The 18,321-nt window shown below is 60.7% G+C and carries 12 protein-coding genes; 6 read left to right on the top strand and 6 right to left on the bottom strand.

Annotated elements, in window-relative coordinates:
• Positions 1-22: 22 nt before the first annotated feature.
• The 4 genes from RMV17_RS18690 to RMV17_RS18675 form a co-directional block, all read right to left on the bottom strand.
• Positions 23-3,190 carry an ATP-binding protein gene (locus RMV17_RS18690; RefSeq protein ID WP_311881636.1) on the bottom strand — a complete coding sequence of 1,056 codons (3,168 nt, stop codon included), beginning with the start codon at positions 3,188-3,190 and terminating at the stop codon, positions 23-25.
• An 86-nt stretch (positions 3,191-3,276) separates the two neighbouring features.
• A complete protein-coding gene (locus RMV17_RS18685; protein WP_311881635.1) occupies positions 3,277-4,464 on the bottom strand; it encodes an EAL domain-containing response regulator in 1,188 nt (395 codons plus the stop codon).
• Positions 4,451-7,252 (bottom strand): ATP-binding protein, encoded by a 2,802-nt coding sequence (locus tag RMV17_RS18680; RefSeq protein ID WP_311881634.1) that lies wholly within the window; start codon positions 7,250-7,252, stop codon positions 4,451-4,453. Before RMV17_RS18680 ends, RMV17_RS18685 begins: the two co-directional genes overlap by 14 nt.
• Before the next feature lie 54 nt (positions 7,253-7,306).
• On the bottom strand, positions 7,307-8,278 hold the full coding sequence (locus RMV17_RS18675; RefSeq protein WP_311881633.1) for a fimbrial protein: 972 nt from the start codon (positions 8,276-8,278) through the stop codon (positions 7,307-7,309).
• Positions 8,279-8,456: 178 nt separating this feature from the next.
• On the opposite strand from RMV17_RS18675, the gene RMV17_RS18670 reads away from it, so the two are divergent.
• The 5 genes from RMV17_RS18670 (at position 8,457) to RMV17_RS18650 (ending at position 14,886) form a co-directional block, all read left to right on the top strand.
• Entirely contained in the window at positions 8,457-9,776 is a 1,320-nt protein-coding gene (locus RMV17_RS18670) for a DUF308 domain-containing protein (protein ID WP_311881632.1), read from the top strand.
• A 254-nt stretch (positions 9,777-10,030) separates the two neighbouring features.
• Complete coding sequence (locus tag RMV17_RS18665) at positions 10,031-10,513, top strand: MarR family winged helix-turn-helix transcriptional regulator (protein WP_095189882.1); 483 nt, start codon at positions 10,031-10,033, stop codon at positions 10,511-10,513.
• The gene (locus RMV17_RS18660) at positions 10,503-11,972 is read left to right on the top strand and encodes an efflux transporter outer membrane subunit (protein ID WP_108225640.1); all 1,470 of its coding nucleotides are present in this window, start codon (positions 10,503-10,505) and stop codon (positions 11,970-11,972) included. The genes RMV17_RS18665 and RMV17_RS18660 overlap by 11 nt, the downstream gene beginning before the upstream one ends.
• Before the next feature lie 15 nt (positions 11,973-11,987).
• Entirely contained in the window at positions 11,988-13,190 is a 1,203-nt protein-coding gene (locus tag RMV17_RS18655) for an efflux RND transporter periplasmic adaptor subunit (RefSeq protein ID WP_166224058.1), read from the top strand.
• 166 nt (positions 13,191-13,356) lie between these two features.
• Positions 13,357-14,886 carry a DHA2 family efflux MFS transporter permease subunit gene (locus RMV17_RS18650; RefSeq protein WP_016986555.1) on the top strand — a complete coding sequence of 510 codons (1,530 nt, stop codon included), beginning with the start codon at positions 13,357-13,359 and terminating at the stop codon, positions 14,884-14,886.
• Between the two features lie 221 nt (positions 14,887-15,107).
• On the opposite strand, the gene lpxH is transcribed toward RMV17_RS18650, so the two are convergent.
• On the bottom strand, positions 15,108-15,854 hold the full coding sequence (gene lpxH, locus RMV17_RS18645; RefSeq protein WP_034154735.1) for a UDP-2,3-diacylglucosamine diphosphatase: 747 nt from the start codon (positions 15,852-15,854) through the stop codon (positions 15,108-15,110).
• The gene (locus tag RMV17_RS18640; RefSeq protein ID WP_311881631.1) at positions 15,851-16,357 is read right to left on the bottom strand and encodes a peptidylprolyl isomerase; all 507 of its coding nucleotides are present in this window, start codon (positions 16,355-16,357) and stop codon (positions 15,851-15,853) included. Before RMV17_RS18640 ends, lpxH begins: the two co-directional genes overlap by 4 nt.
• Before the next feature lie 248 nt (positions 16,358-16,605).
• Here RMV17_RS18640 and RMV17_RS18635 point away from each other — a divergent pair, with 248 nt between their 5' ends.
• Complete coding sequence (locus RMV17_RS18635) at positions 16,606-18,303, top strand: glutamine--tRNA ligase/YqeY domain fusion protein (RefSeq protein ID WP_034154737.1); 1,698 nt, start codon at positions 16,606-16,608, stop codon at positions 18,301-18,303.
• The last annotated feature ends 18 nt before the right edge of the window (positions 18,304-18,321 follow it).

Genomic DNA, 18,321 nt, shown 5'->3' with positions numbered 1-18,321 from the left:
GAGTGATTTATCCAGAGTGAAGTTATTCGAGGGAATCGAGCAGATCTTGCAGCCGCGTCAGATTTTGTCGCACTGCCACGGCCAGCGCGGGCGTCACGGCCATGCCGGTCAAGCGACATTCCAGTTCGACGAACGCGCTGGCCAAGACGTTGATCTGCACCGCGCCCAGCGCCCCTGCCATGCTGTGCAGTTGCTGCGCCACGCTGTTGGCGTCGGCCGCATCCAGTGCCGTCAGGGTGGTCTGAATGTCCTGACGCAGGGTGGTGACAAACAATTCGCGCATTTTCGCTGAAAGCGCCGGCGGGGCGTCGATAGTCGGCGCCAGGGCGATTTTGCAATGCTGCTCCAGTTGCGCGCGCAACGTCGCGAGGTTCAGCGGCTTGACCATCCACGCGTTCATGCCGACGGCGGCACAGCGTTCGCCTTCTTCGCGCAGGGCATTGGCGGTGACGCCGATGATCGGCAGCGTAGTGTCCTGTTGGCGCACCGCTTCGGCCAGCCGGTAGCCGTTCATGACCGGCATGTTGACGTCGGTCAGCAGCAGATCGAAGCGGCCGGGCACCCACTGTGCCAAGGCCTGTTCGCCGTTCACGGCGACGATCACCGCGCAGCCCAGTGCTTCCAGTTGTTCCTTGATGATTGCCGCGTTGATCACGTTGTCTTCGGCCACCAGCACCTGCAGATTCAGTGGGCGGGTCTTTGCCTGCAATGCGGCTGGGCGCTGCGCATTGGCGCCGTGTTGTGCCAGATAAATCGCCCAGGCAATTGCGCGCACATCGCCGGCGTCGACCGCCCAGTCTGCACCGCTTGGCTGCGCCGGATTGGGGCCGCCCGCAATGGCGACGATCCGTGGCCCGCTCCAGTGCGGAGCGTTGTCGAGAGGCGTGAGGTCCACCAGCAGCGCCGAGGATGTTGGCATCTCGGTTGTCACCAAGTGGCAGTCCAGACCAAAACGGTTGAGCCAGGCGATGAGGTGCAGCGCCAGTTCGTTAACGGGTGCACGAACATAAACGGCGGGGCTTCCGGCCTCGAACGCGGGGCAGTCGGCCAATGCGCCCGGCCTGTTCTCCAGCGTGAGTTGCAGGGTAAAACTGCTGCCCAGTCCCGGTTCGCTGACCACGCTCAACTTCCCTAGCATCAACTCGCACAGCCATTTGCAGATGGCCAGGCCCAGACCTGCGCCGGCCTGACTGTCGGCATCGTTGACCTGATAGAACGGGTCGAACAATTGCTGTTGCTGCGCCTGGGAAATCCCCACCCCCGAGTCGCTGACCTGCCACTGCACTTGGGCGTTGTCGGCGGCGTTTTGCACCACGCGTACCCGCAGCACCACGCGGCCGTTGTCGGTGAACTTGATCGCGTTGCTCAGCAGGTTGTTGAGGATCTGGCGGATGCGCAACGGGTCGCCGCGCAGCCGATCCGGCAATGTTGAATCGATGCAGGCATACAGTTGCAGGCCTTTGGCGCGGGCGAAGGCGCTGTAAGTCCGCACGACATCTTCAGTCAGCTCCAGCGGGCAGAAGTCCTGAAGCTCAAGGGTCATCTGCCCGGCCTCGATCTTCGACACATCGAGCACATCGCTGATCAGCTTGAACAGGCTGGCGGAGGAACGCTGGATGGTGTCCAGATAATCCTGCTGGCGCGGCGCGAGCGGCGTCAGCCCGAGCAACTCAAGGGTGCCCAGTACGCCGTAGAGCGGGGTGCGAATTTCATGACTCATGGTGGCGAGGAAACGACTTTTGGCGTGGTTGGCCGAGTCGGCGGCCTGACGGGCTTCTTCAAGAGCGGCGGCGTCTTCGATATGCCGAGTCACGTCATGCAACGCACACAGCCAGGCATCCTGGCCCTGATAACGGGTCGAGACGAAGGCCACATGCAGATGACGCCCATCGATCTCGAGATCGGCATGGCCGGACTCGCTGTGCGCCTTGAGCAGGCTCATCAACCGGCTGCTGTCGTGCCATTGCTGGGCGCGCTGGTTTTCCAGGAGTACGTGGTGATCGCTGCGGCGGATCACGCACAGGCCGGTTGGCGCGGTGTCGATCACCGCCCGGCTGAATGCCTCGCTTTCGGCGATGCTCGCGTGCGCACTTTGCGCCGGCAGTATCACGCGCGCGGTGTACCAGCGATTGATGGCCCGACCGCAACCGAGCAACGCCAGCACCACCGCCACGAGGCACAGCAATGGCCACAGCGCATAGCTGAGGAAACTGCGCAGGCTGATGACGTAGATCGCGGTCCAGTGTTGCTCGCCGGGGCTGCTCAGCTTGAACACCAGGCCGTCACGGTCGAAATTTATCCCCTCATCCAGCGCCTGGTCGGACCTCTGTGCGCCGGTCAAGACCAAACCGGCCGGGGTGATCAAGGTGAAGTCATCGTAAATCGACCACTCCATCAAGCGCTCGATGTTGTTGACCTGCGACAGCTTCAGCAGCGTGCCGAGCACCACCCAGGAATCGGCACCTTCAATGGTCAGCGTTGGCTGCAGCAGATTGATCCTGACGTAGGCCAGCAGCGTCGGTGTTGCCTCGCTGTCCTGAGTAGACGGGTAGGGTGCCCAATGCACCTGATGATCGGCCGCTGATGAAGACTGTTCGCGTGTGTGCTGGTTCACCTGGCTCATCACTTGCGCAAACGCGCCGATCTGCATCGGGCCTGCACCGCGCAAGCGCCCGGCGGAGGGCACCGCCACGTCGAAGTTGTCGGGGCCATTGAGCAGGATCACTTGCGGCGACTGATAGTGCGATGCCGCCCAGAACGCGCTGTAGTAGGCGGCCAGATAACTGCCCAGCGCGAAAACCTTGGGGTATTGGTCGGCGGCGATTCTGTGCGGGTCGATTTTTACACTGAACGGCAGTGAGAACGGCAAGCCACGGCCCTCATAGATATTCGGGCCTTCATCGGGCAGCAGCTTTTGCGAATAGGTGGGTAACACCACCAAAGGAAAATATTGGCCCTTGGCACTGGCCTGGGAGATATCGCGCAGGAACACTTCCTGCTCATGGATATTTTCCATCAACCGGGCGAAGTGAAACTGCAAGGTGTCGCGCTGCTCTTCGAGCATGCGCAGCACCCCCACATAGCTGATGCCCAACAGCAGCAACACCAGTGCGCCGAGCAGCAGCAGAGTTTTGTTCAAACGCAGCGAACTGCTGGCCAGTTTGTCCAGAAATGCATTGGTATGCGGCATTACAGCGCCTGACCAGCGATGATGGGGCAGCCTTGGGACACAGTGACCTCGGTAGCGAGCGACGTTCAACAACAGCCACGTGCCGCTCAATAGGCAGTCGCCGGCCCGTCGTGGGTCAGCAAGTGCTGGAACTGATCGGCTGAAACGGCATGGGAGATCAGGAAACCCTGAACCTGAGTGCAGTCGATTTTACGCAACAGAGCAAGTTCTTGTGCGGTTTCCACACCTTCGGCCACAACGGTCAAACCCAATTGCCGACCGAGGCTGACAATGCTGGTCAGCGCCTGCGCGAGTTCGGCGTTGGCGTTGCAGCCTTGCACCAGCGCGCGGTCGATTTTCAGTTCGGTGAACGGCGCCGACACCAGGTTCATGTACGAGCTGTAACCCTTGCCGAAATCGTCCTGCGACAGACCGAAACCCTTGATCCGCAGCCGGCAGGCACCGGCGTAGAAATTGCTGATGTCGTCGGGCACCGAACATTCCATCAACTCGAAACAGATCCGTGCGGGCAGGCCTTGATGGGTGAGGACGAAGGCGAGAATGCGATCAGGCAGGTCATGGCTGTTGAGCAGGTGCGTGGGCAGGTTGACCGAGACCGGAATGTCATAACCCTGCTCGCGCCACGTAGCCTGGGCGGCGATCGCCTGTTTCAGCACGCACCAGAGCAACGGCTCTTCGAGACCAAAAGCAATCAACGCCGGCAAAAAAACTCCGGGCAACAGCGTGCCATGTTCAGGATGATTCCAGCGTACCAGCGCTTCGGCGGCGACGATCCGGCCATTGTTCAAAGCCTTCTTCGGTTGAAACCAGGCTTGCAGTTCACCGTTGTCGAGGGCATTGCAAATACTCTGGCGATCAATGCCGGGATGCGTCGCCGCCGGGACGCTCTGGCGCAGCGCCTGCAATTGATCGATCAGGCAGCGCAGGGCGGCAGCGTTCACTGGTTTGGAAATCAGCCCGATGACTTTCACTTGCAGGTTGCTCGCCACCAGGCTCGCGCCCATCAACATGCGTCGTGAGGCGGCGCTCATGATCGCCAGTGCCGGGCGTGAGCGTTGGGCGGCAAGGCCCTGAATGAATTGCACGCCGTCCATGCCCGGCATCAGCAAATCGGTGAGCACCAGATCGAAGTCGCGGTGTTTCAGGCAATCCAGTGCTTCTTCGCCGTCCTTGGCACAGGCCAGATCGAAGTCGCCCAACTCGCTGAACAGGTTCTGCAAATACAGGTGCTGGAAGGGGTGGTCTTCGACAATCAGAATGCTACAGGGCTTCATGGGCGACTCGTTCGTAGGGAGCCAGGACAGCGAACAAGGCTCGTAGCGTAAAAGGTTTGACCAGGCAGTGATTCATGCCCGCAGCCAGACACAGCGCATCCTCACCACGCAGGGCGTTGGCGGTCGCGCCGATGATCGGAATGCTGCAACCGAGGCGCCGCAGGGCTTTGGCCAGCTCATAACCGTTGAGGCGGGGCATGTTGACGTCGGTCAGGACGATGTCGAACGCAGCGTCGGGCCACAGCGCCAAGGCCTCTTCGCCATCGCTGGCCAGCGCCACCGTGCAGCCCAGTTCTTCAAGCTGATCGCGCAGGATCAACTGATTGATGACGTTGTCTTCGGCCACCAGAATGTGCAGGTGCAACGGGCGCAGGGCATGGGCTTCAGTGTCTGGCGGACGGTGGATGATCTGGCCGCTCTGGGCCTGGCGAACGGCCCGTTGAATCGCCAGCAGATCATTCAGATTGACCTGCCAGCCGTCGCCGGTACATTGCGGCTCGTGCGCGCCGTCACCGCTGGCCAGTACGCGCGGCCCACGCCATGGCTGATTCGGGCGCTGTCCGAAGGCTGCTGGATACAGCTCCAGCAGCACCGCCGTCGCATCCGGTTCGATGCCATCCGGTGCGCCGATATGCGCGCGGGCGCCCCAACGACGCAACCAGCCACTGATGCTGTCGGCCAGTTCGCGCACGGGCGAAACCACATAAACGAGGTCTGCGGCCAATGGCGGCAAAGCGGCGGCTGGTGCGTCGTAGGAACGTTGCTCCAGCGGCACGCTGAGGGAAAAACTGCTGCCCAGGCCTGGCTCGCTGACCATGCGCAGGGTGCCATTCATCAAGTGCGTCAGCCGCAGGCAGATCGGCAACCCCAGGCCGGTGCCGGCAACCACATTGGTGTTGCCGGCGGTCTGGTAGAACGGCTCGAAAATAAATGCCTGATCGTCATGGGCGATGCCTTTGCCGGTGTCCGAAACCTGCCATTGCAGACACACGCGTTCGCCTTCGCGAGCGAGCAGTCTGACCCGCAATACCACGCGCCCGGAATCGGTGAACTTGACGGCGTTGCTGAGCAGGTTGTTGAGGATCTGTCGCACCCGGCTGACATCGCCGATCAAGTGCTCAGGCAGTTGCGGGTCCAGGCAGGCATAGAGTTGCAGGCCTTTGCTTTGCGCGGCAGCGGCGTAACCCTGCACCACCTCGTGCACCAGATCGAGGACGGAAAACTCGCTCAACTCCAGCGCCAGTTGTCCGGCCTCGATCTTCGACACATCGAGCACGTCGCAAATCAACTGCAGCAACGTCGCCGATGATCCCTCGATCGCCCGCAGGTAACTTTTCTGCTGAGTGTCCAACTGCGTGCGCCCGAGCAGTTCCAGCGTGCCCAATACACCGTAGAGCGGAGTGCGGATTTCATGGCTCATGGTCGCCAGAAACAGGGTTTTGGCTTCGTTGGCGGCATCGGCCGATTGGCGCGCCTGTTCCAGCGCTGCTTCGATCTGCCGGCGCGCGCTGATATCGCTGAACGCGCAGAGCAAGACGTCTTCGCCCTTGTAGCGGGTCGGTGCGCAGCTCAGGTACAGGTGACGACCGTCGGCAGTCTCGAAGTAATCGGTCAGGCAAGGCGTGTGTTGGTCAAACGCATCGCGGATCCAGCCAGCGCCCAGCTGCTCACTGCACTGGCCCAGCCATTGCCGCGCGAGGGTGTTGTCCAGCACCACTTGACCGTCACTGCGGCGCAACACGCACAGCGCCACCGGCGCGGTCTGAATCACGTCGCGGCTGAACAGTTCGCTTTCCACCAGCGCCTGAATGCGCTGGATCGCCGGGGTGATGAAACGATGCTCCAGACGACGGACCAACAGGCACACCAGGCTGATACTCAACACGCAGAACAGCAGCGCGCCGAGCATTTGTGGCCACAGGGCGCGCAGTACCGCCAGCAAGTCGATGGAGTAAGTCAACTGCCAATCCGACGATTTTAGTTGCTTGCGCAACACCAATTGCTCGGGCAGCCAGCCATTGCCGACAAAGCCGAAGAAATCCTGTTGTCGCAGCAACGGCAGGTGCTGTTCTGGCGGTGGTTTGTGGCTGTTGCTGAACAGCGGTTTGCCTTGGGAGTTGAACATGGTGAACTCGCCGGCACTGTGGTCGCTCAAGGCGCTGGAGACTTCACGGTCGTCCATTTCCAGGCCGAGCCAGCCGGAGTGGACGTCGCGTTCATCCAGGCGGATGAAGATGTACAGCCGCGAGTGGCCGTCTGCGGCATGGGTCAGCCACAGTTCCGATAATGTCGCCGTGAGCTTGAGCGACTCCAGTTGATCCAGCGTGGCCTGTGGCAATCCGACAACCAGCGGCGTCGCGTTGTATAGCCGCAATACATGACCGCCATTGCTGACATACAGCAGATTGAGCTGCTTGGCTTTCAGGTAATCGCGCATGCGCTGAGTCAGCCAGATGCTCCACTGTTTGCCCGGCGTTTGCCCCAGCAGCAGACGGATTTCCTCCTCGGACACCGGCACGTTTATTTTCGCCTTGCGCGTGGCCGACAGGCTCAGGCTTTCCAGCAGCGCTTCACGGGTGGTGAAAAACGTATGCGCCTCAGCGATGGCGCTGCTCATGTAGCTGCGCCGTTGAGAAATCTCATTGTTGAAGGTAAACAGCAGGAAGCTGTAGACGCCGCCGAGAATGCCCACCAGCAGCACCAGGGCAAAAATGCGCAGCAGACGCCGCGCCGCATCGGGCGAGGACAGGAGCGGGCTGATCTGATGGAGGTAGTTCTTCAATCTCATCCCGGCACTCTAGGGAGGGCCGGGAGCGGGGAACATCAGACGATCCTTAGAATGCTAGAGGTAGTTGACGATGAAGGTGACTTCGGTGTTGGCGCTGCCGGCCTTGAGTTCGCCCGTGGGCAGACGGTAGTACGCGGCGGTTAACGGGATCTTGAAATCGGTGCCGGTGGTGGTGAAGGCGTTGAACGGGTAGGTGGTATCGAATGCGATCGGCTGCCCGACGTCGTTCATCAATTGCAGGCCGATGCCGCTGGCGGTGGAGGTGCTGTTGAGCGCGACGATGCCCTTGGTCGCGTCGATGACGGGCGTGGTGGCTTTGAGTGAATAGGTGACTTTCTTGATGCCGGTCTGGCACTGGTTCAAGGCGATGTCGAAGCGCACGGTGCGGGGTTTGGCGCCCGCGTCGCTAAACTCATGGAGTTGATAGTCATCGCCCATCGCGACAGGGACGGAAGGGGTCTGGCAGGAGGCCGCATTCAACACCAGCGCGTTGGCCAAATTGAAGTTGTTCAGAATCAGCTCGCCGGCTTTCAGGCTGGCCAGGTTGCCGGCCGGTATCGTGATCTGCGCCGCCAACGGGCCTGACTTGATGATTTCCAGGCGGATCGAGCCTGGCATCACGCCGTAGCCTTTTGGGGCGACCGAAAAGAGCGAGGGCTCATAGCGATCCAGCATACCCATCCAGATACGGAACGACAGCCCGGTCTTGCCAAGCGGGAAGGTCGTTAGGGTACTGGTCGGGGTGCCAAACGCGGGATTGACCGCTATTCCGTAGAACGAGTTCGCATTGCACGACCAACTGTGCGAGCTCGATTGCTGTGCGGTTTCCTGATAAACCACCGTGCCATCCGGTGTGTCGGCGGGGATGTTCAGGCTGCCATTGGCCAGGCTGGCGCCGTAACTGAGCGTTTGCGTGGAAGGGGAACTGTTGAAACTGCAATTCGCCGCCATCGCGTCCGCTGCGCAGGCCAGCAGCGTCGCCGCGACAAGAGTGAGCAGGGGGCGCTGCAGAGTTATTCGCTTCATGAAAAGGGCTATACGTGTCGGCCAAAGAGCGGCGTACGTTAAGCACCTCGTTTGCCGATGGATATCAGGCGATTCTTAGAACACGCTCCCGCGCCTGCGCAAACGCGGCGATGTATTAGACTCACCACAGCCTGAAATCCGTACTGGTCGTACGGCCCCGGCGCAGCAGAGAGGTCATATGGTCCGCTTGAGTATGGTCTTGCTCGGTCACGACTTTGTCCGCAAGCGTTGGTCCGCACTGGCGCTGACGGGCATTGTCTGGGGCGCGGCCGGTTTGGGCATCTTCATTGATGCGCTGGACGGCGTTTTGTATTTTCCGCTGCATCTCTTCGGCTATCTGTTGCTGCTCGAAGCCCTGATTCTGCTGCTGGTGCCGGCACCACAAGCCGGAACTGCTGCGGCCTTGCGCAGAGCGCGCGGACTGGCGTTTCTGTTGCTGGGGCTGCTGATCGTCGACCGGCAACACGCCGCCGGGCTGATTCTGGCGGTGCTGTTTGGCGGGGCTTTCATAATCGATGGAGTATTTCGGCTGGCCGCTGCGGTGGTGGTGCGCTTTGTCGGTTGGCAAGTGTCGCTGCTGGCGGGGTTGTTCGAAATCGGCTTTGGCGTGTTTATCCTCGAGCCGTATCCGACGCTGTACAAGGGCACGGTGCCGTTTTGCATTGGCATGAGCCTGTTTCTCTCAGGCTGTGCCTTGTTGCGGCAAGCCGTGCGCTTCAAAAACCAGCCGCCGCTGACAAGCCCTTTGTCGGTCAGTGCGCCGGCCAGCAGCGATGCGTTGGTGATTCACGTCTGGACCCCCAGCGGCACCGTTGATGACACCTTGGTGCGCAATCGCCTGCTCAACCGCTACATCGCAGCAGTCGACATCAACGGCGTGATCTCCGCCGGCCATGCGGCACTGGAATGTGGCCCGGACATTTACATCAGCCATTACCCGCAGGACGACATTGATCGTTCGGCGGGGGATTTCGTGCGCTTGCTGCGGGCGACGCCGAACAACGATGTTGCCGGCAGGTTTCTGCCCGACTATGCCGGCGAGGTGGCGGACTGGTGCCCGTCTTCGGTGCAAGTCAGCTTTGCCCACTATGACGCCCGGCGCCTGCATGCGTTCTGGACGGAGTATCGGCAGAACAGCACGTACAACCTGACCAGCCGCAATTGTTCCAGCGCCGTCGCCCATAGCCTTGAAGCCGCGCTGGAAGGGGCGATGAACCGCGGCCATTCGAGCATGCTGGATTTCGCTCGAGTGATTTTCAGTCCCGAGTTCTGGGTCGCCGCGCAAGTGCGCAAGCGTGCCGAGGTGATGGCCTGGACGCCCGGACTGGTGCTCGACTATGCGCGAGCGTTGCATGCTGCCATCGAGCCGGCGCCGCCGGGCTGGCACAGCATTTATGCGGTGAGCAAGCGTGCGTTTGGGTATGCGGCCACTGCGTTGCGGGGGCGTGAGGTGCATCCGGTGCAACCGCCACCCGTGCAGTCTTCCGACGATTCCTGACCGGCTTTACACCGAGTCGCTCCAATCGCTGGCAAGCCAGCTCCCACAGGTTTCTGCGGCGTGCATGAATTTTGTGTGCGACACGGACCCTGTGGGAGCTGGCTTGCCAGCGATGGCGTCAGGGTGTTCACCGCAATCTCCCAGCCCACTGGTCAACTAATTGCAAAGCAACCTAACTATTGCGTTGACATTCGCTGCCTAGGCAGTAACATCTCGACATACATTCACTGCCTAGGCAGTTATTAGGTGAGCAAATGAAGCATTTCACCCCGGACGAATTCAAACATTGCCATCTCGGCCTGTTGCTTGGCCGTGCGGCGCTGCTCAAGGACCGGATCATCGACACCCACATGGAACCTCACGGCATCACCGCCGCGCAGTTCAAGGTGTTGATCATCATGGCCCAGTTCGGCGTCGATACCCCGGCCGAGCTGTGCCGGCATCTGTCGCTCGATAGCGGTTCGATGACGCGCATGCTCGATCGTCTGGAGCAGAAAGGCTTTCTCGCTCGCCACCGCAGCGAAGGCGATCGGCGTCAGGTGCAGTTGAAACTGACCGAGCAAGGCCAGCAACTGGCCGATCGCCTGCCGCACATCGGCGCCGATGCGATGAATGAACTGGCCGGCGCCGTCACTCCGGACGAGTTGAAGACCCTGGAATACATCCTCAAGAAAATCCTGCTGGCAGCCGGTGACCCGATCACTATCCAGCGGTTAGGTGAACACAATGAGCGGTAAAACCTTGCGCAGCAGCCTGACGCTGGTGCTGTCGGCGATGATCCTCGCCGGTTGCGCCAACTACAGCGGCCTCGACACTTCGGGCGCGAGCCTTGATGCGAAAAGCCTGAAAGTCGGCCAATCCCTCACCGGCGTGACCCTGTCGCCAGCCGCGTGGCCGAAGAGCGACTGGTGGACCAGCCTCGGCGATCCGCAACTCGACGGCCTGATCCGCGAAGCCCTGCACGACAGCCCGGACATGCAAATCGCCGAAGCGCGGGCGCATCAGGCCAGCGCTGCTGCCTATGCAGCTGACGCCGAACGCTATCCGACCCTCGACGCCAGCGCCGGCATCAGCCGTTCGCGTCTGGCCAAGGATCAGGACCCGCGAGGGCAGGGCGATGCCTACGCCACCGTGCGTAACGTCAGCGCCGGGTTCAATTACAACTTCGACCTGTGGGGCGGTCAGCGTGACGCCTGGGAAGCCGCACTCGGTCAGGCCCGTGCGGCTGAAGTCGATCGGCAGGCTGCGCAGTTGACGCTTGCTGCCGACGTCGCTCGCGCTTACAGCGATCTCGGTCAGGCGCACATCGTTTATGACCTGGCCAACGAAGACCTCAAGCGCACCAAGCAAATGCTCGACCTGAGCCAGCGTCGCCTGAGCTCCGGGATCGACAGCCAATACCAGTTCCAGCAAACGCAAAGTCTGGAAGCCAGTTCCGAAGCCAGCCTGATCGACGCGGAAAAACGCCTGAACAGCGCCAAAATTGCCCTGGCCGTGCTGCTCGGCAAAGGCCCGGATCGCGGCAACGAAATCGCCCGACCTAAAGTCTTGCAAGCCAGCGCTGTCGCCGTGCCGTCGGTGTTGCCGGCGGAACTGCTCGGTCGGCGCCCGGATCTGGTCGCCGCACGTTGGCGTGTCGAGGCGGCGAGCAAGGACATCGACTCGGCGAAAACCCGCTTCTATCCCAACTTGAACCTGTCGGCCTCGGCCGGTGCCGAGTCCTTGTTGGGTGACGCGATGTTCGGCTCGGCCAGTCGCTTCTTCAACATTGCCCCGACCATCTCGGTGCCGATCTTCGACGGCGGACGCCTGCGCGCCAACCTCGATGCGCGCGACGCCGATTACGACCTGGCGGTGGCGCAGTACAACAAAAGTCTGGTGAAAGCACTGGGCGATGTCAGCGACACGATCAACCAGTTGCGTGACATCGGCCGGCAGATCGGTGCGCAGCAGCACGCCACCGAGATTGCTCAGGATTCTTACAACACCGTGGTCCAGCGTTACGGTTCCGGCATCGGCAACTACCTGGACGTGCTCAGCATCGAGCAGCAACTGCTGCAGGCCCAGCGTCAACTGGCCAACCTCAATGCCGAGCAGATCGACCTGTCGATTCAACTGATGCAAGCGCTGGGCGGTGGCTTCCAGGGGCAAACCCTGACCGCAGCCAACGCCAGCCCAGCCACGCCGCACAACTAATTCAAGGTACTTGTCATGGCCACTGCCGAAAATACCCAAGCTCAAGGCAACACCCCGGACACCGGCAACCCGCGCAAACGCAAAGTCATGCTGCTGGTGCTGGCCGTTGTCGTCCTGCTCGCCGGCGCCGGCGTCTGGGCGTATCACGAGTTTATCGGGCGCTTTAACGAAAGCACCGACGACGCCTACGTCAACGGCAACGTCGTCGAAATCACCCCGCTGGTGACCGGCACCGTGGTCAGCATCGGTGCTGACGATGGTGATCTGGTGCACGAAGGTCAGGTGCTGATCAACTTCGACCCGAACGACGCTGAAGTCGGCCTGCAAAGTGCCCAGGCGAAACTGGCGCGCACTGTGCGTCAGGTGCGCGGCTTGTACAGCAACGTTGATGGCATGAAAGCCCAGGTCAACGCGCAACAGGCCGAAGTGCAGAAAGCCCAAGACAACTACAACCGCCGGAAAAACCTCGCGCAGGGCGGGGCGATTTCTCAGGAAGAACTGTCCCACGCTCGCGATGACCTGACCTCTGCGCAAAACGCTCTGGCCAACGCCAAACAGCAACTGAAAACCACCAGCGCGCTGGTCGATGACACCGTGGTGTCGTCGCATCCGGACGTGATGTCGGCTGCTGCAGATCTGCGTCAGGCCTACCTGACCAACGCGCGCAGCACCTTGATCGCGCCGGTCACCGGTTATGTCGCCAAGCGCACCGTGCAACTCGGTCAGCGTGTGCAGCCAGGCACGGCGTTGATGGCGGTGATTCCTCTGGATCAGTTGTGGATCGACGCCAACTTCAAGGAAACCCAACTGCGTGACATGCGCATCGGCCAGCCGGTCGATATCGAGTCCGACATCTACGGCAGCGACGTGAAATACAGCGGCACTGTCGACAGCCTCGGCGCCGGTACGGGTAGCGCGTTTGCCTTGCTGCCAGCGCAGAACGCCACCGGTAACTGGATCAAGATTGTTCAGCGTGTGCCGGTGCGCATTCACATCAACGCCGAAGAACTGGCCAAGCATCCGCTGCGCGTCGGTCTGTCGACCAACGTTGAAGTGAACCTGCACGACCAGAGCGGCCCAGTGCTGGCGCAGCAGCCTCCACAAAAGGCCTCGTTCAGCACCAACGTCTACGACCGCCAACTGGCCGAAGCCGACGCGATGATTGCGCAGCTGATCCACGACAACAGCGCCGCGGTGAGCAAAACCGCGCAACGCTGAATCGAGACTTTGGCACTGCCCCTTGTGGGAGCGAGCTTGCTCGCGAAAGCGGAGTGTCATTCGCCGTTGATTTGTCTGGTACACCGCCTTCGCGAGCAAGCTCGCTCCCACAGGGGGGGCGGTGTTCATCAGCACGCGGCGTCAACCTGGTTTCATAGGATTCACAATGAGCAATAACGCCTCTTTCACGCCGCCCAGCCTGTTGCTCAGCACCATCGGCCTGTCGCTGGCGACGTTCATGCAAGTGCTCGACACCACTATTGCCAACGTGGCGCTGCCGACGATTTCCGGCAACCTCGGGGTGAGTTCGGAGCAGGGCACCTGGGTGATCACTTCGTTCGCCGTGAGCAACGCGATTGCGCTGCCGCTGACCGGTTGGCTCAGCCGCCGTTTCGGCGAGGTGAAGCTGTTTCTCTGGGCCACCATTCTGTTCGTGCTGGCCTCGTTTCTCTGCGGTATCTCGACGTCGATGCCGGAACTGATCGGCTTCCGCGTCCTGCAAGGTCTGGTCGCCGGGCCGCTGTACCCGATGACGCAGACCCTGTTGATCGCGGTGTATCCGCCGGCGAGGCGTGGCATGGCCCTGGCGTTACTGGCGATGGTCACGGTGGTTGCGCCGATTGCCGGGCCGATTCTTGGCGGCTGGATTACCGACAGTTACAGCTGGCCGTGGATCTTCTTCATCAACGTGCCGATCGGGATTTTTGCGGTGATGGTGGTGCGTTCGCAACTGGCCAAACGTCCGGTGGAAACCAGCCGTCAGCCGATGGATTACGTCGGTCTGATCACGCTGATTATTGGCGTCGGGGCGTTGCAGGTGATTCTCGACAAGGGCAATGACCTGGATTGGTTCGAGTCGAACTTCATCATCATCGGCGCGGCGATTTCGGTGATCGCGCTGGCGGTGTTCGTTATCTGGGAAATGACCGATCAGCACCCGGTGGTGAATCTGCGGCTGTTCGCCTACCGCAACTTCCGCATCGGCACGCTGGTGTTGGTGCTGGGTTACGCCGGGTTCTTCGGTATCAACCTGATCCTGCCGCAATGGTTGCAGACGCAGATGGGCTACACCGCGACCTGGGCCGGTTTGGCGGTGGCGCCGATCGGGATTCTGCCGGTGCTGTTGTCGCCGTTTGTCGGCAAGTACGCGAACAAGTTCGACCTGCGGTTGCTGGCCGGGCTGGCGTTTCTGGCGATTGGCTTGAGCTGCTTTATGCGGGCGGGTTTCACCAATGAGGTGGACTTCCAGCACATTGCTTTGGTGCAGTTGTTCATGGGTATTGGTGTGGCGCTGTTCTTTATGCCGACGTTGAGCATCCTCATGTCGGACTTGCCGCCGAGCCAGATTGCCGATGGCGCGGGTCTGGCGACTTTCCTGCGGACGTTGGGCGGTAGCTTTGCGGCGTCGCTGACCACGTGGATCTGGATTCGTCGGGCGGATCAGCATCATGCGTATATGAGTGAAAGTATCAGCACCTTTGAGCCGGCGACGCGCGAGACCTTGAATCATTTGGGCGGGGCGAGTCAGTCGGCTTATGCGCAGATGGATCAGATCCTCACCAGTCAGGCGTACATGCTTTCCACCGTGGATTACTTCACGCTGTTGGGCTGGGGGTTTATGGGGTTGATTCTGATTGTGTGGCTGGCGAAACCGCCGTTTGCTGCGAAGGCAGGGCCTGCTGCTTCAGGGCACTAAGGTCAAAAGCCCCTCACCCTAACCCTCTCCCGGAGGGAGAGGGGACTGACCGTGGTGTGCTTTCGAGGTACGCCGACCTGAGCTACCGAGTTGAGCTCCGGTTTAGGGAAAGCATGATTTGAGATTGTGGGTCGAGCGCGGGTTTTGAACTGCATTCGGTCGGCTCCCTTTCCCCCTCGCCCCCCTGGGGGAGAGGGCTGGGGTGAGGGGGGTAGCGATCTTCAGCCGTGCGGCAAAGCCAGCGGCGGGGCGAAGTCGAACGGCGCCAAGGCGTAGCCGCTTTCATCCACCTGCAACGCCCAACCCTGACGATCCCAATCCCCGAGCACAATCCGCTTCGCCGCTTGTTCACCGAGTTGCAACTTGTGGATCGCCGGGCGGTGGGTATGTCCGTGAATCAGGGTTTTCACCCCGTATTCCTGCATGATCCGCGGAATCTCCTCAGGTGTGACATCAACAATGTCATTAGCCTTCATCCGCGTCTGCGCCTTGCTTTCACTGCGCAGTTTGCGCGCCAGTTTATGGCGGCTGCTCAAGGGCAGATTGCGCAGGATAAACAGCGTGATCGGATTACGCAGATAACGCCGCAGCTTCATATAGCCGACGTCGCGGGTACAGAGGCTGTCGCCGTGCATCAACAGCACCGGCTCGCCGTAAAACTGCACGACACTCGGGTCCTTCAACAACGTACAGCCGGCCTGCTTGCAGAAGGCCTTGCCGAGCATGAAGTCGCGATTGCCGTGCATCAGAAAAATCGCCGTGCCGCTGTCGCTCAATTCGCGCAGGGCTTGGCAGATGGAACGCTGGAAAGGTGTCATGGCGTCGTCGCCAATCCACGCTTCGAAGAAGTCGCCGAGAATGTACAACGCACTCGCCGAGCGGGCGCGTCCGGCGAGCAAATCCAGAAACGCCCGGGTTATGTCCGGGCGCTCCTCTTCCAGATGCAAGTCTGAAATCAGCAATATCACGCTTCGATGATCTCGGCTTTCTCGATGATCACGTCGTCTGCTGGTACGTCCTGGTGGCCGGACTTGGAGGTGGTCGAAACACCTTTGATCTTGTCGACAACGTCAGTGCCGGCGGTGACTTTACCGAATACCGCGTAGCCCCAGCCCTGAGTGTTCTTGCCGCTGTGGTTGAGGAAGGTGTTGTCGGCAACGTTGATGAAGAACTGCGCGGACGCCGAATGCGGCTCCATGGTGCGGGCCATGGCAACGGTGTATTTCTCGTTGGAAAGACCGTTGTCAGCTTCGTTCTGGATGCTTGGACGCTTGTCTTTCTTTTCCTTCATGCCTGGCTCGAAACCGCCGCCCTGGATCATGAAGTTACCGATGACGCGGTGGAAAACGGTGTTTTCGTAGTGACCGGCGTTGACGTACTCGATGAAGTTGGCGACGGTGATCGGCGCCTTTTCAGCGTTCAGTTCGATGACGATGTCGCCATGATTGGTGGTCAATTTAACTTGAGTCATGATCGCTACTCTTTATAAGGAATTCGTGGGTAATGGGACATTTCGGCCCGTTACCGGTTCAGCCCGTGGGCCAAGGTGCGCAGTTTAGCGTGACAGGCGCGAAATTCGAGGCTGTTTTTCAATTCCCGGCGATTAAATGCGCTCCTTTATAGGCCGTGCTCTGTCAGCCCCTTGACAGCATCGGCTATGATAGCGGCTTTGTTTTGTCTGGCCCCTCTGCGGCCGCGCACCTGTAAGTCAAGGATCCTATGAGCAAGCCCACTGTCGACCCTACCTCGAATGCCAAGTCCGGCCCTGCCGTGCCGGTCAATTTCCTGCGGCCGATCATCCAGGCAGACCTGGACTCGGGCAAGCACACGCAGATCGTCACCCGTTTCCCGCCTGAACCCAACGGCTACCTGCACATCGGCCACGCCAAGTCGATCTGCGTGAACTTCGGTCTGGCCCAGGAGTTCGGCGGCGTCACGCACCTGCGTTTCGACGACACCAACCCGGCCAAGGAAGACCAGGAATACATCGACGCGATCGAAAGCGACGTCAAATGGCTGGGCTTCGAATGGTCCGGCGAAGTGCGCTACGCTTCGCAGTATTTCGACCAATTGCACGATTGGGCCGTCGAGCTGATCAAGGCCGGCAAGGCCTACGTCGACGACCTGACCCCAGAGCAGGCCAAGGAATACCGTGGCAGCCTGACCGAGCCGGGCAAGAACAGCCCGTTCCGCGACCGTTCGGTGGAAGAGAACCTTGACTGGTTTGCGCGTATGCGCGCCGGTGAGTTCCCGGACGGCGCCCGCGTGCTGCGTGCCAAAATCGACATGGCCTCGCCGAACATGAACCTGCGCGACCCGATCATGTACCGCATCCGCCACGCCCATCACCACCAGACTGGTGACAAGTGGTGCATCTACCCGAACTACGACTTCACCCACGGTCAGTCGGACGCCATCGAAGGCATCACCCACTCGATCTGCACCCTGGAGTTCGAAAGCCATCGTCCGCTGTACGAGTGGTTCCTCGACGCGTTGCCAGTGCCGGCGCACCCGCGTCAGTACGAGTTCAGCCGTCTGAACCTCAACTACACCATCACCAGCAAGCGCAAGCTCAAGCAACTGGTCGATGAAAAGCACGTCAACGGCTGGGACGATCCGCGCATGTCCACGCTGTCGGGCTTCCGCCGCCGTGGCTACACGCCAAAATCGATCCGTAATTTCTGCGAAATGATCGGCACCAACCGTTCCGACGGCGTGGTCGACTTCGGCATGCTCGAATTCAGCATCCGTGACGACCTGGATCACACCGCGCCGCGCGCCATGTGTGTACTGCGTCCGCTGAAAGTCGTGATCACCAACTACCCGGAAGGCCAGGTCGAGAACCTCGAGCTGCCGCGCCACCCGAAAGAAGACATGGGCGTGCGCGCGCTGCCATTCGCCCGGGAAATCTACATCGACCGTGATGACTTCATGGAAGAGCCGCCAAAAGGCTACAAGCGCCTGGAACCGGCCGGTGAAGTGCGTCTGCGCGGCAGCTACGTGATCCGTGCCGACGAAGCGATCAAGGACGCCGATGGCAACATCGTCGAACTGCGTTGCTCGTACGATCCGGAAACCCTCGGCAAGAACCCTGAAGGCCGCAAGGTCAAAGGCGTGATCCACTGGGTGCCGGCTGCGGCCAGCGTCGAGTGCGAAGTGCGTCTGTACGATCGTCTGTTCCGTTCGGCCAACCCTGAGAAGGCAGAAGACAGCGCGAGTTTCCTCGACAACATCAACCCTGATTCGCTGCAGGTACTTACCGGTTGTCGTGCGGAGCCATCGCTTGGCAATGCACAGCCGGAAGACCGTTTCCAGTTTGAGCGCGAAGGTTACTTCGTTGCCGATTTGAAGGACTCGAAACCAGGTCAGCCGGTATTCAACCGTACCGTGACCCTGCGTGATTCGTGGGGCCAGTGATTCAGCGTCAAGGGAAAT

The organism is Pseudomonas sp. VD-NE ins (assembly GCF_031882575.1).
In the GTDB taxonomy this organism is placed as follows: Bacteria; Pseudomonadota; Gammaproteobacteria; order Pseudomonadales; family Pseudomonadaceae; genus Aquipseudomonas; species Aquipseudomonas fluorescens_BZ.
This window is presented reverse-complemented; position numbering and strand designations above follow the sequence as displayed.